General features: G+C 70.9%; 12 protein-coding genes and 1 tRNA gene. 5 read left to right on the top strand and 8 right to left on the bottom strand.

The features are described from left to right. From AOK11_RS20490 to AOK11_RS20480, 3 genes are all read left to right on the top strand, one after another. The coding region (locus AOK11_RS20490) for a winged helix-turn-helix domain-containing protein (protein WP_420903004.1) at positions 1-336 on the top strand (336 nt) is incomplete at its 5' end. Positions 337-601: 265 nt separating this feature from the next. Continuing rightward, positions 602-1081, top strand: a complete 480-nt coding sequence (locus tag AOK11_RS20485) for a hypothetical protein (RefSeq protein ID WP_055595181.1) — start codon at positions 602-604, stop codon at positions 1079-1081. Beyond that, positions 1078-1437 (top strand): hypothetical protein, encoded by a 360-nt coding sequence (locus tag AOK11_RS20480; RefSeq protein ID WP_055595180.1) that lies wholly within the window; start codon positions 1078-1080, stop codon positions 1435-1437. Before AOK11_RS20485 ends, AOK11_RS20480 begins: the two co-directional genes overlap by 4 nt. Before the next feature lie 650 nt (positions 1438-2087). Here AOK11_RS20480 and AOK11_RS20475 read toward each other — a convergent pair. The 7 genes from AOK11_RS20475 to galU form a co-directional block, all read right to left on the bottom strand. Next, positions 2088-2161, bottom strand: a tRNA-Ala gene (locus tag AOK11_RS20475). 83 nt (positions 2162-2244) lie between these two features. Beyond that, entirely contained in the window at positions 2245-3585 is a 1341-nt protein-coding gene (gene sepX / locus AOK11_RS20470; RefSeq protein WP_055595179.1) for a divisome protein SepX/GlpR, read from the bottom strand. Between the two features lie 181 nt (positions 3586-3766). After that, on the bottom strand, positions 3767-4417 hold the full coding sequence (locus AOK11_RS20465; RefSeq protein ID WP_055595178.1) for a GNAT family N-acetyltransferase: 651 nt from the start codon (positions 4415-4417) through the stop codon (positions 3767-3769). Between the two features lie 17 nt (positions 4418-4434). Beyond that, complete coding sequence (locus AOK11_RS20460; RefSeq protein ID WP_055595177.1) at positions 4435-4977, bottom strand: MogA/MoaB family molybdenum cofactor biosynthesis protein; 543 nt, start codon at positions 4975-4977, stop codon at positions 4435-4437. Further along, positions 4974-5561 carry a cyclic pyranopterin monophosphate synthase MoaC gene (gene moaC / locus AOK11_RS20455; RefSeq protein ID WP_079034976.1) on the bottom strand — a complete coding sequence of 196 codons (588 nt, stop codon included), beginning with the start codon at positions 5559-5561 and terminating at the stop codon, positions 4974-4976. The genes AOK11_RS20460 and moaC overlap by 4 nt, the downstream gene beginning before the upstream one ends. 84 nt (positions 5562-5645) lie before the next feature. Continuing rightward, positions 5646-6968 carry a molybdotransferase-like divisome protein Glp gene (gene glp, locus AOK11_RS20450; protein ID WP_055595176.1) on the bottom strand — a complete coding sequence of 441 codons (1323 nt, stop codon included), beginning with the start codon at positions 6966-6968 and terminating at the stop codon, positions 5646-5648. After that, entirely contained in the window at positions 6965-7876 is a 912-nt protein-coding gene (gene galU, locus AOK11_RS20445) for a UTP--glucose-1-phosphate uridylyltransferase GalU (RefSeq protein ID WP_055595184.1), read from the bottom strand. Before galU ends, glp begins: the two co-directional genes overlap by 4 nt. Positions 7877-8043: 167 nt before the next feature. On the opposite strand from galU, the gene AOK11_RS20440 reads away from it, so the two are divergent. Continuing rightward, positions 8044-8586, top strand: a complete 543-nt coding sequence (locus AOK11_RS20440) for a 5-formyltetrahydrofolate cyclo-ligase (RefSeq protein ID WP_055595175.1) — start codon at positions 8044-8046, stop codon at positions 8584-8586. A 106-nt stretch (positions 8587-8692) separates the two neighbouring features. On the opposite strand, the gene AOK11_RS20435 is transcribed toward AOK11_RS20440, so the two are convergent. After that, positions 8693-11557 carry a penicillin acylase family protein gene (locus tag AOK11_RS20435; RefSeq protein WP_055595174.1) on the bottom strand — a complete coding sequence of 955 codons (2865 nt, stop codon included), beginning with the start codon at positions 11555-11557 and terminating at the stop codon, positions 8693-8695. Between the two features lie 252 nt (positions 11558-11809). Between AOK11_RS20435 and AOK11_RS20430 the strand changes: the two genes are divergently transcribed. Next, on the top strand, positions 11810-13341 hold a 1532-nt coding region (locus tag AOK11_RS20430), incomplete at its 3' end, for a potassium/proton antiporter (protein WP_338058933.1).

Here is a 13341-nt window from a genome sequence, read left to right as displayed (position 1 = left end):
GAAATCCTACAGGTACCGCCTACTGCGGTTGCTCTTGTTTCCCACCTGGCACTACTTCCTCTGGAACCTCACGTCCCAGTCTCCAGGTGTCCAACATCAAGGGGAAGCTTCACGGATGCCATCGCTGCCGACATCTCATCCGGCAAGTTGCCGCAGGGAGCGGCGCTGCCCGGCGAGCGAGCCATGACAGACCTGTATGGCGTGAGCATCGGCACCGTGCGGCGCGCGATCGTCGAACTGCGGAAACGGGGCCTCGTCGCGACGCTGCCCGCAAAGGGGACGTACGTCATCGGGCAACCCGACACAGCCGGGAACGACGACGGGACCGCCGACTGACGGTCCCGTCCTGTTTCGCCGTATCGCCGCTCGGCGGCCTCGACCTGCCCACCCCGCCCGACGACGGCGGTTTCTCAGCCGAACCGCAGGACGCGTGGGGCGAAGGTGCCCTCGGGGCCGTCGGCGCGGCCGACCGACCACACCGTCGCCGTGCCCGGCGCCGGCCGCAGCACCCGGGAGTCGCCCACGCCTCGTCCGGTCCGCCGACCTGTGCCCCTCTTGCGGGTGATGGTGCCGGGGTGAGTTTCGAAGTAGTTTCAAAGTCATGGGTACCGAGAGCGCCGCCGTGAACTTCTCCGAGCTGGTGAACAAGAACAAGCAGACGCTTGCCCGGCTCCAGGAATCGCCGAGACTGCTCCTGCACCGCAGAGACGGCGAGGATCTGGTCCTCACCACCGCGGCGCGGGCCGAGCAGGACCAGACCGTGGTGTCGGCAGCCACCCGGATGCTGGCCGCGATGGCGCGCCGGGAGCCCGGCAGCATGGAACTGCTCCTCGACATACTGCCGGACGCATTCCCATGGGTCCGTTTCCTGCCCGAGCCCGATCTCCACGCCTTCGCCGTCGAACTGGTCGACACCATGCGCGCCGCCGACTCGCTCGGCAACAGCGCGTCCGTCGCCCAGTTGCTCATCGCCTGGCAGCACACCGCCGAGGTCTACTCCGACCCCGAACTGCTGGCCGCGCTGACCCAGGATCACGGCGAAGACTACGGCCCGGTACCGGACCCGCGGGGCGCCGCATGAGCGCAGGTCGCGGCGACCGCGCCGCGCCCCCGGCACCCGACGGCCACTGGGAGGTCCGCTTCGCCGACGCGGCCTCGGCCAAGGGCTGGGGGAGCCTCGCCCAACAGGCCCGCGAGAACACCTACCGCGCCTGGATCACCCTGCGCACCGCGCCCAGACCGGCCACTGAGACACCCCGGCACCACCGCCTCAAGGGCGGTCTGACGCACGGAACCCACCGCGGGCAGACCTGCGAGCAATGGCAGATCGAAGTGACCGGCGGCGGCCGCATCTGGTACCTCCTGGACACAGCCCGCGACACCTGCTGGATCACCTTCGCGGGCACCGGGCACCCGCGAGCCACCGACCGACGCTGAGCCAACACAGCCTGGTGGGCGGCGGAACGGGACGGCGCGAATCGACCGCCCCGTTCCGCCCTTGGTCGTTCGGTCGTTCAACGTGGCCGGTGCAGGGAGCCGGTGACACATTGTTGATCTTTCTCACCACCGGAAAGCGCCGCTCCGCAGGGGCATCCCGCGCCTGAGCCATGGGTCTCGGTGAGGCTGGATCTCCAGGCACGGGACGCGCAGTCCGTGCACGTGGACAAGCTGAACCAACGTCAGGGACCATCGGAAGACATCCCGGGGTTCGCGCCCAGATGATTGGCGGCACCTGTCGCGCTTCCGCGATGGGCTCTGCGGCCGGCCGTATGACCCTCACAGCACGTCTCAACCGTCGGACTCTGTCTCACGCGGCACCAGATACCGTTTGCTGCGGAGCGTCGAACGACTGGAAATCGGCGGACTGTGGTGTTTGCGGTCAGCTCCGAACTTGAGCCGAGCCGCCGCTCCCTGGGCCCCTACGGTGCGCTGAAGGTCCGGCGGATGCCCTGTCCGCTTGGCGCGGCGGAGCACCTCGCGGCGGAAAGCGACCGGGATGGGGAAAACGACGAAGATCCCGAGCGATCATGAAGATCGGTCGGGATCTCGTCAACCGCTCCCGAGCGAACTCAAGAACAGTCGTGCGGTGGACCTGTGGGGATTTGAACCCCAGACCCCCTCGATGCGAACGAGGTGCGCTACCAGACTGCGCCACAGGCCCTTGCAACGAGAGAAACCTTAGCATCCCGATCGGGGTGCTCGGAAATCCGTTGCGGGTGGGGGGTCACCTGCGGTTTCGAAAGGTCATTCGTTGGCGGCGCGGGGGCGGTCGCCGTCCTCGTACTGGTCGAACAGCGGGGTACGGCCGCGCTCGCGCGCCCGGCGGGCCGAGGCTGCCGTGGAGGTCCCCCCGCGTGAACGCCTTCGAGCGTGGGGGACGGCGTCGGTGCGGCCGTCGCCGTCCCGGTGGTCGTCGTGGTCGTTCTCCGCGCCCGCGTCGTGGGGTTCGGCGTCGTCGGACGCGGCGGCCTCCTCCGGGCCCGGGGCCATGGAGCTCGAGCGGGCCGAACTCCAGGTGTCCGGAGCGCCGAGGTCCACGTCGCTGGTGGCGCGCGGGGCGACCGGGGCGGTCACGTACGTGGGCAGCGGGACCGGGACCGGGTCCCAGCTGTCGCCGCCCTGGCCGGGGCGCCGCTGACGCTCGCGCTGCTGGTCGACCCACTCGGCGTGGTCGGTCTGCTCCACGAGCGCCCGCCGGTCGGCGGCGAGCGCCAGGAGGCCGGGGTCGGTCTCCTGCTCCGGTCCGGCGGCCGGCTCGAAGCCCTGTCCGGGTCCCTCCGGTTCGTCGGTGTCCACGTCGTCGACGCCCGCGCGGCGGCGCGGCTGGCGCTCACGCAGCCGCTGCGCCGCGACCTCCGCCTGGCGGCGGTCCATCTGGTACGCGAACCGGCGGTGCTCCTGGGTGCGCAGGTACGCGATGTAGACGCTCAGCAGGACGGCCGGCACTCCGGGCGCCCACAGGAACGCGAGGCCGCCGATCGCCGCGACGACCGCGCCGAGCGTGAAGGCGACGAAGAGCAGGGTGGTGGTGCGCCGACGGCGCGCGAGCACCTTCGAGCGCCGGGCGCGCGCCGCGGAGGCCTGCGCCGCCCGGGACTGCTGGGCGGTGGGCCGGGGCGGTCCGGCGGGCTGCGCCCGTCGGGGGTCCCGTTCGCGGCGGGCGGACGGGACGCGCTCGCGCGCGGAGCCGGATTCGGTGCCGGGGCCGGACTCCGGGTCGGGGCCGGATTCGGGGCCGCGCCGGTCCGGCCGCTGGGGGTCCGGCCGCTGGGCGGGCTGCTCCCGTACGGGTGCCTGTACCTGCGGACGGGTCTGGGACACGGCGAAGGCCCGGACGTCCACCGAATCGGTGACCGCGTCCGGGTCGTGGGCGCTCTGCTCCTCCTCGTCGGCGGAGCGCGCCCGCAGGTCCTTGGCGTACCGGCGCTCCATTCCCGCCCGTCCGGACAACAATCGGATGGCGGTGCTGAAGCGTTCCGTCGGACGGGCTTCGTTCAGCTCGTCCTGCCTACGGAGCCACATCGGCACCAAGTAGGCGGCCCAGGCCCCGACAATGACTGCGTAGATGAGGCCGCTGCTGCTCACGCCTCACACGGTAGAGGGGTTTAGGTGAGGCCATCCGCCAATTGAGCCGGTGTGTCGCACGATCCGGCTGATATCTCGAACTTTTTTTGGATCGATGTGATCAGCAGACCACTCGAGACGCGAAATTCCCTGCCTTCACAGGCTTCGGGCGGTCATCAGGCGATCAAATTCGAACATTTATTCAATTACCGGGGCCGTGCGGGATTCCGGGATTACGCCGCTCGCCCTCCGGCCGCTCACGCCGGGAGCGTTCCCGCTGCCAGCGGCCGAGCAACCCCTCGGGCACCTCCTCGGCCGTGAGCGCGAAGACGAGATGGTCGCGCCAGGCTCCGTCGATGTGCAGATAACGCGGGCGCATCCCCTCCGCGCGGAATCCGAGTTTCTCCACGACCCGCCGACTGGGCCCGTTCTCGGGGCGAATGCACACCTCCACGCGGTGCAGCCCGACCTTACGAAAACAGTGGTCCACGGCCATCGCCACGGCTGTCGGCATCACTCCGCGGCCGGCCACCGCCTCGTCCACCCAGTAACCGACGTGACCCGAGCACATCGACCCCCAGGTGATCCCGGCGACCGTCAGCTGGCCGACCAGACGCCCCTGGTACTCGATGACGAACGGCAGCATCCGGCCCGCGTGCGCCTCGGCCCTCAGATGACGGACCATCTGTCGGTAGGTCGGCCGGTGCACGACCGGACCGGCGGGGGTGGGCGGCGGGATGGTCGCCTCCCAGGGTCGCAGCCAGTCACGGTTGCGGCGGTTGACCTCGCGCCAGGCCCGCTGGTCGCGCATCTTTATGGGCCGGAGGACGACGTCGCCGACCGCCAGCTCCACGGGCCAGGCCGAGCCGTTCAGCTCGCACCCCCGCCGGCCCCCGGCCCGGGGTGGTCACCACCGCGCAGCTGGTCGACCGCGTGCCTCAGCAGCGGTTCCAGGACGGCCAGACCGTCCTTCACCCCGCCCCTGGACCCCGGGAGGTTGACGATCAGGGTCCCGCCGCCCGCGACTCCCGCGATGCCCCGGGAGAGGGCGGCCGTCGGCACCTTGTCCCGGCCGTACGCCCGGATGGCCTCCGCGATGCCGGGCACCTCGTGGCCGATCACCGCGCGGGTCGCCTCGGGGGTGCGGTCGGTGGGCGAGATGCCGGTGCCGCCGGTGGTCACGATGACGTCGTACCCGGCCTCCGTACCCGCGCGCAGCGCGGCCTCCACCGGGTCCCCGTCCGGGACCACCTCGGGGCCGTCGACGGCGAAGCCGAAGCGCCGCAGGCTCTCGGCGATCAGCGGGCCGCCCGTGTCCTGGTAGACGCCGGCGGCGGCCCGGTTGGAAGCGGTGACCACCAAGGCGCTGTACGGCGCGAGCGGTGTGTCGCCCGCGGATGCGTCGAGTGTCATGCCCTGCTCCAGTCGCCCGACTTGCCGCCCGTCTTCTCCTCGACCCGCACGTCCGTGACGACCGCCTTCTTGTCGACCGCCTTCACCATGTCGATCACGGTGAGCGCGGCGACCGAGACCGCGGTGAGCGCCTCCATCTCGACGCCCGTACGGTCCGTCGTCCGCACGGTGGCCGTGATCTCCACGGCGTCGTCCGCGACCGACAGGTCCAGTGTCACACCGGAGAGGGCGAGAGGGTGGCACAGCGGGATCAGGTCGGGGGTGCGTTTGGCGCCCATGATGCCCGCGATCCGCGCGGTGGCCAGGGCGTCCCCCTTGGGCACCCCCTCGCCGCGCAGCAGTTCGACCACACGGGGCGAGACCAGGACGCGGCCGGTGGCGCGGGCGGTGCGCGCGGTCACGTCCTTGCCGGAGACGTCGACCATGCGGGCGGCGCCCGCCTCGTCGAGATGCGTCAGGTGGTCCTGCGTACGGTCCCGCGTACGGCCCTGGGTTCCGTCCTGCGTACGGCCCTGGGTTTCGTCCTGCGTACGGTCGTCCTGCGCTGGAGGTCCGGGGGTGTCCCCCCGGGAAGGCACGGTCATGAGTGTGGCGCTCCCGGTCCGGGCCCGCCGCGGTGCGGCGCACGGGCCTGCTGTGCGCGACACGGTACCGCCAACCCGCGCGGGTCAGCCGAGCAGGATCACCTCGACGTCGCTGCCGGGGGCGACGGACTCGACGTCCTCGGGGACGACGATCAACGCGTTCGCCTGGGCGAGGGCGGCCACCAGGTGGGATCCGGCGCCGCCGACCGGGGTCACCTCGCCGTCGGCGTACCGGCCGCGCAGGAACTGGCGGCGGCCCTTCGGCGAGCTCAGCGCCCCGCCCGCGGTGAGGGTGGCGCGGGTTCTCGGCCGGTGGACGTCCGTGAGGCCCATCAGGGTGCGGATGGCGGGGCGGGCGAACAGCTCGAAGGAGACGTACGAGGAGACCGGGTTGCCGGGGAGGGCCAGCAGCGGGGTGTGGTCGGGGCCGATGGAGCCGAAGCCCTGCGGTTTGCCGGGCTGCATGGCGAGCTTGCGGAAGTCGATGCCGCTGCCCGGCTCGTCCTCGTCGCCGACGGACGACAGCGCCTCCCTGACGACGTCGTACGCCCCGACGCTGACGCCGCCGGTGGTGACCATCAGGTCGGCGCGCACCAGCTGGTCCTCGATGGTGTCGCGCAGGGTGTCGGCGTCGTCGGCGACGGCGCCCACGCGGTAGGCGATGGCGCCGGCGTCGCGGGCGCAGGCGGTGAGGGAGAAGCTGTTGGAGTCGTAGATCTGACCGGCGCTCAGCTCCTCGTCGGGCTGGACGAGTTCGCTGCCGGTGGAGAGCACGACCACGCGCGGGCGCGGGCGCACCCGTACGGAGCCGCGGCCGATCGCGGCCAGGAGGGAGATCTGGGGCGGGCCGAGGACCGTGCCGGCCTCCAGTGCGCGGTCGCCGGCCCGTACGTCGCTGCCCTGGGCGCGCACGTGTGCGCGTGCCTCGGCCGGGCGGTACACGAGCACCTGCCCGGTGGCGCCCTCTGGGGCCAGGCTGCGGGCCCGCATCCCGGTGACCGGGCCCTCGCCGAGCCCGCCGTCGGTCCACTCGACGGGGACGACGGTCTCGGCGCCGGGCGGGAGCGGGGCGCCGGTCATGATGCGTACGGCCTGGCCGGGGCCGACCTGGAGCAGGCCGGCCTGGCCGGCCGCGACGTCACCGACGACCTCGAGGGCCGCCGGGTACTGCTCGCTCGCGCCCGCGACATCCGCGACCCGTACCGCGTACCCGTCCATGGAGCTGTTGTCGAACGGCGGCAGTGACACCGGCACCGTGACGTCCTCGACCAGGACGCAGCCCTGGGCGTCGAGGAGCTGCAGCTCGATGGGTTCCAGGGGGCGGACGGTGGCGAGGATGTCGTCCAGGTGCTCGTCCACCGACCAGAGGTGGTCCGGGCCTGCGGTGCGGGGCGCGGCGGTGCTCAAGGCTGCTGCATCTCCTCGGTGACGTAACGGCGGAGCCAGGTCCGGAAGTCCGGGCCCAGGTCCTCACGTTCGCACGCGAGTCGGACAATGGCACGCAGGTAGTCGCCTCGGTCGCCGGTGTCATAGCGGCGGCCCTTGAAGACCACGCCGTGCACCGGGCCGCCGATCTTCTCGTCGGCCGCGAGCTGCTGGAGGGCGTCGGTGAGCTGGATCTCGCCGCCGCGGCCCGGCTCGGTCTTGCGCAGTATGCCGAAGACGGCCGGGTCGAGGACGTAGCGGCCGATGATGGCGTAGTTGGAGGGGGCGTCTGCGGGGTCGGGCTTCTCGACGAGGCCGCTGACCCGGACGACGTCGGAGTCCGTGGTGGTCTCGACGGCGGCGGACCCGTAGAGGTGGATCTGCTCCGGGGCGACCTCCATGAGCGCGACGACGCTGCCGCCGTGCTGCTCCTGGACCTCGATCATGCGCTGGAGCAGGGGGTCGCGGGGGTCGATCAGGTCGTCACCGAGAAGGACGGCGAAGGGCTCGTCGCCGACGTGCGGGGCGGCGCACAGGACGGCGTGTCCGAGGCCCTTGGGGTCGCCCTGACGGACGTAGTGCATCGTCGCGAGGTCGCTGGATTCCTGGACCTTGGCGAGGCGGGCGGCGTCGCCCTTCCGGTTGAGGGCGGATTCAAGTTCGTAATTGCGGTCGAAATGGTCCTCCAGGGGGCGTTTGTTGCGGCCCGTCACCATGAGAACGTCGTCGAGACCTGCGGCGGCGGCCTCTTCGACCACGTACTGGATCGCCGGCTTGTCGACGACCGGCAGCATCTCTTTGGGAGTGGCCTTGGTGGCCGGCAGGAACCGGGTACCGAGGCCCGCTGCGGGGATGACAGCCTTGCTGATCCGAGGGTGCGACTGAATCATGCCCGCCACCATATCCGCTGCCTTCGCAGGGAATCTGGGGTTCCGCACACTTAACGCTCATATGAGCATATTAGAACGGTACGGGGACAGAGTTGAGACAGAACGAACGTGCGGACGATCATGCCAAGCGCGCATTGCGACGGGAAATCCTCCTGGCAAGGGGCAGGTTGACGGCGGACGACGTACGGGAGTCCGCGACCGCGCTGGCCGATCGTGCGCTCGGGCTGCCCGAACTGGCGCACGCGCGCACGGTGGCCGCGTACGTCTCCGTGGGGAGTGAACCCGGCACGCCCGCGCTCCTCGACGCTCTGCGCGCCCGGGGCGTACGCGTGCTGCTGCCGGCTCTGCTCCCCGACAACGACCTGGACTGGGGCCTGTACACCGGCGAGGAGTCCCTCGCACGCGTGCGGCACGGCGGCGGGCGGATGACGCTGTTCGAGCCGTCCGGGGAACGCCTCGGGCCGGACGCCGTGACCGGGGCGGACGTGGTGCTGCTGCCGGGCCTGGCCGTCGACGCGCGCGGGATGCGGCTGGGGCGCGGTGGGGGCTCGTACGACCGGGTGCTGGACCGGCTGGGACGCGCGGGCGCGCACCCGGCACTGGTAGTGCTGCTGTACGACACGGAGGTCCTCGACCGGGTTCCCGAGGAGCCCCACGACCGTCCGGTGCACGCGGTGGTGACGCCTTCGGGGGTACAGCGGTTCGACTGATCCGGCTTACGGGAAGCGGCCTCCACGCGTGTGCGTGGAGGCCGCTTTCCCTCTTTCGTGTCTTCCGTGTCTTCCGTGTCGGATGAGCGGCTCGCTCAGCGCCCGCTCACGGCTTGAGCAGCAGAGTGTCCTCGGTGCTCTTCTCGACCGCCTTCTCCGAGTGGGCCCATTCGAGCAGTTCGCCGTCGGCCCACTTGTCCGTCTGGTCGACGTAGTGGGCGTTGTAGGCGTGGCCGGAGGCGCCGGTGAGGTTGATCCACCGCGACTTGTCGAGATCGCCCAGGTTGACCACCATGCGCATCGACGGCACCCACACCACGCCGTAGCCGCCGGCGGCGTTCCAGCCGGTCGCGTTGACCGTGGCCTCGCCGCCGCCGAGCTTCCAGGGCCCGCGGTTGAGGGCGTACTGCACGAAACCGGGGCCGTCGGTGCCCAGGGTCTGGTTCTTCAGGAACAGGCGGTGCAGCCGGCCCCAGCTCCAGGTGTCGATGTCCTTGCCGAGCTTGGCGGTGAGCTCCCACCGCGCGTCGACCATGGCGCGCCGGAACAGCTCGTCACGGTTCTCCGCGGCTTCGCGGGTGCCGGACTCCGGGGTCGTCCACCAGCCGCTGTCCTCGTCCTCCATCAGCGTGCGGACCACCTCGAACCAGCGGTCGCCGCCGTCGGGCTGGGCCTGGTCCGCCTCGCGCAGACCGCACTCGCGGACCTTGACGCGCTCCTCGGCGGGGCCGACCGGGTCGACCGGGTCGACCCACAGGCACTGGCCCTTGACCCGTACTTCCTTGGGCAGCTTGTGGCCGAAGGCGAGCTTGAGGGTGTTGCGCCAGACGGAGTTGAAGTAGGCGGCCGCCGCCGAGTCGGCGTCCTGGGTGTAGTCCCAGCCCTCCAGCAGCTTCTGCGCCTCGCGTACGGCCGGGTCCTTGACGTCGATCTTGAGCAGTTCGGGTACGAGCAGCTTGGCTATGGCGCTGCTGTTGTCGAGCTGCATCTGCCGCATGTCGTCGGTGGAGATCTTGCCGCCGTCCTTGATCTTCGACTGGATCAGATCGTTGATCCGCTGGCTGCGGGCGCCGTAGCCCCAGTCGGTGGTCAGGGTGTACGGGTACGCGTCGGGGTCGACCACGGCCTGGTTGGCGGTGACGATGTAGCCGCGGTCGGGATCGAACTCGTAGGGCAGTTCGTCCTGCTCGATCCAGCCGGTCCACCCGTACTTGGGGTTCCAGCCGGGCGCCGGGATGGAACCGTCGTGGCCCTTCGCGCGGGTGGGGATCCTGCCGGGCAGCGTGTAGCCGATGTGACCCTCGGTGTCCGCGTAGACGAGGTTCTGCGAGGGCACTTCGAACAGGGCGGCCGCCTCGCGGAAGCCGTCCCAGTCCTTCGCGCGGTTGATCGCGAAGACGGAGTCCATGGTGCGGCCGGCGTCCAGCGCGGTCCAGCGCAGGGAGACGCCGTAGCCGTCGCCCCGGTCGGGTGCGGCGGAGTCGACGGTGGCCTTCTTGCCGGTCCGCACCAGGTCCTTGGACCGGTCGGAGAGCAGCGGGCCGTTGTCGGTCTCCCGGACGACGATCTTCCGTGCCTCGCCGCCGGCGACCTTGATGGTCTCCTCGCGGGACGTGAACGGCACCACCTTGTCGCCGTACTGGTAGCCCTCGCCGGTGATCTTCTCCAGGTAGAGGTCGGTGACGTCGACCCCGGAGTTGGTCAGGCCCCAGGCGATGTCCGCGTTGTGGCCGATTATCACGCCGGGCAGGCCCGCGAAGGTGTAGCCGGAGACGTCGTACTGGCACGCGGCGGAGACGCTGCGGCAGTGCAGGCCCATCTGGTACCAGACGGACGGCAACGCGGGCGACAGGTGCGGGTCGTTGGCCAGCAGCGGCTCACCGGTGATGGTGTGCTCCCCGGAGACGACCCAGGAGTTGGAGCCGATGCCGTCGCCGTTGACGCCGACGGCGGTCGGCAGGTCCTGCAGGACCTGCTGGAGACCCGCCAGCTGGCCCTCCAGGCCGCTCCCGGTGCCCGCGGTGCCGTCCGTGCTGCCCGCGGTCCCGTCCGCGGCGCCCGCTCCGGACGCGCCCTCCACGCCGGTGCCGGGGTCCACCGTGCCCGTACCGGTGCCCGGGTCGATGCCCGTGCCCGGGTCGGTGCCGGTGCCGTCACCCGTACCGCCGCCGCTCTCGCCGCCGCCCGGCTCGTAGGTGCCGGTGAGCTCGTTGTACTGGCCCTCCTGCACCACCGGCTTGTTCCGGCTGTACGGGTACGCCGGGTACAGGTCGGCGATCTGCTCCGGGCCGAGGCGGCTGGTCAGCAGGGCGCGGTCGATCTCGTCCTGCATGTTGCCGCGCAGGTCCCAGGCCATCGCCTTCAGCCAGGCCAGGGAGTCCACCGGGGTCCACGCGCCGGGCTTGTAGTCGTTGGTGAAGCCCAGTGCCGCGTACTCCAGTGAGATGTCGGCGCCGTCCTTGCCCTCCAAGTAGGCGTTGACGCCCTTGGCGTAGGCGTCGAGGTACTTCTTCGTCGCCGGGGAGAGCTTCTTCTCGTACTCCTCCTTGGCGACCCGGGCCCAGCCCAGGGTGCGCAGGAACTCGTCGGTCTCGACCTGGCTCTCGCCGAACATCTCCGACAGGCGCCCGGAGGTCATGTGCCGGCGGACGTCCATCTCGTAGAACCGGTCCTGCGCCTGGACGTAGCCCTGCGCCATGAACAGGTCCTCGTCGGAGGAGGCGTAGATCTGCGGGATTCCGTAGCCGTCACGCTTGACGTCGACGGTGCCCGACAGGCCTTCGAGGGTGATCGAGCCCTTGGTCTGCGGGAAGGAGGCACGCACGGTGCTGACCGACCAGTACGCCCCGTAGACGACACCACCGATCAGTGCCAGCACCAGGACGAACACGACCAGACGGGCTTTGCGCCCCTTCTTCCTGCCGGACTTGCCGGGCTGCTGACCCGTGGAGGCGGTGGTATTGGGGGGCATCGCTGTCCTTGCTGTCCTTACGCGAGCGGCAGGGCGGGCTGTGCTTTTAACTGAGCGCTGGAGCAACGATAGGCGCAGGGGCCTCCGTCACTTGACGCGGAGTCGGGTACCAGCACGGACGGACGTTCGATGATGCCAGGGGCAGGCGTCAAGAAAGCGTCAAGAGTTAGGTAAGGTAACGAAGCAGTTCGTCGTGAACGCGCCGGTCACCCGGGCCCCGGACAGGAGCTCGGGCGCACCGCGCGGGTGCCAGTGAAGGGAACGCCCACGACTGTCCACCACCTCAACCAGCTCCTGCTCGTCTGCTCGCTGGTCCTGCTCGTCGCCGTCGCGGCGGTCCGGATCTCCTCGCGCAGCGGGCTCCCCAGCCTGCTCGTCTACCTGGGCATCGGCGTCGCCATGGGCCAGGACGGCCTCGGCGACATCCACTTCGACAACGCCGAGCTGACACAGGTCATCGGATACGCGGCCCTGGTCGTGATCCTGGCCGAGGGCGGCCTGGGCACCAAGTGGACGGAGATCAAACCCGTCCTGCCCGCCTCCGCCGCCCTCGCGACCGTCGGTGTCGCGGCGAGCGTCGGTGTCACCGCGACGGCCGCGCACTTCCTGATCGGGCTGGAGTGGCAGCAGGCGCTCATCATCGGCGCGGTGGTGTCCTCGACCGACGCGGCGGCCGTCTTCTCCGTACTGCGGCGCATTCCGCTCCCCTCGCGGGTGACGGGCACGCTGGAGGCCGAGTCCGGCTTCAACGACGCCCCCGTGGTCATCCTGGTGCTCGCCTTCTCCACGGCCGGCCCGATGGAGCACTGGTACGTCCTGCTCGGCGAGATCACCCTGGAACTGGCCATCGGCGCCGCCATCGGACTCACGGTGGGCTGGCTGGGCTCCCTGGGACTCAGACACGTGGCACTGCCGGCCTCCGGCCTCTATCCGATCGCCGTCATGGCCATCGCCGTCACCGCGTACGCGGCGGGCGCCATGGCCCACGGCAGCGGCTTCCTGGCCGTCTATCTCGCCTCGATGGTGCTGGGCAACGCCAAGCTGCCGCACTGGCCCGCCACGCGCGGATTCGCCGAGGGACTCGGCTGGCTCGCGCAGATCGGCATGTTCGTCCTGCTCGGCCTGCTGGTCTCCCCGCACGAACTGGGCGACGACATCGTGCCCGCACTGATCATCGGGCTGGTGCTGACCGTGGTGGCCCGCCCGCTGAGCGTCGTGCTGAGCCTGGCGCCGTTCCGGGTGCCCTGGCAGGAACAGGCGCTGATGTCGTGGGCGGGGCTGCGCGGCGCCGTACCCATCATCCTGGCGACGATTCCGATGGTGGAGGGCGTCACCGGCAGCCGGTCGATCTTCAACGTCGTCTTCATCCTGGTCGTCGTCTACACCCTCGTCCAAGGGCCGACGCTGCCGTGGCTGGCCCACAAACTGCGGCTCGGCGAGGACGCGGAGGCGGCCGACCTGGGCATCGAGTCGGCGCCCCTGGAGCGGCTGCGCGGACACCTGCTGTCGGTCGGCATCCCGGAGGGGTCGCGGATGCACGGCGTGGAGGTCGGCGAACTGCGGCTGCCGAAGGGGGCGGCCGTCACGCTCGTCGTGCGCGGGGGCACCTCGTTCGTTCCGGGACCGACGACGATGCTGCGGCGCGGGGACGAACTCCTCGTCGTCGCCACCGACCCGGTCCGGGACGCCGCCGAACGCCGCCTCCGCGCGGTGGGCCGCGGCGGCAAACTGGCCGGCTGGCTGGGAACGGACGGGGCGCGGCCCGGGGAGGGCCGGGCCCCGTC

The sequence above is a fragment of the Streptomyces hirsutus genome, from assembly GCF_001418415.1.
GTDB lineage: Bacteria > Actinomycetota > Actinomycetes > Streptomycetales > Streptomycetaceae > Streptomyces > Streptomyces hirsutus.
This window is presented reverse-complemented; position numbering and strand designations above follow the sequence as displayed.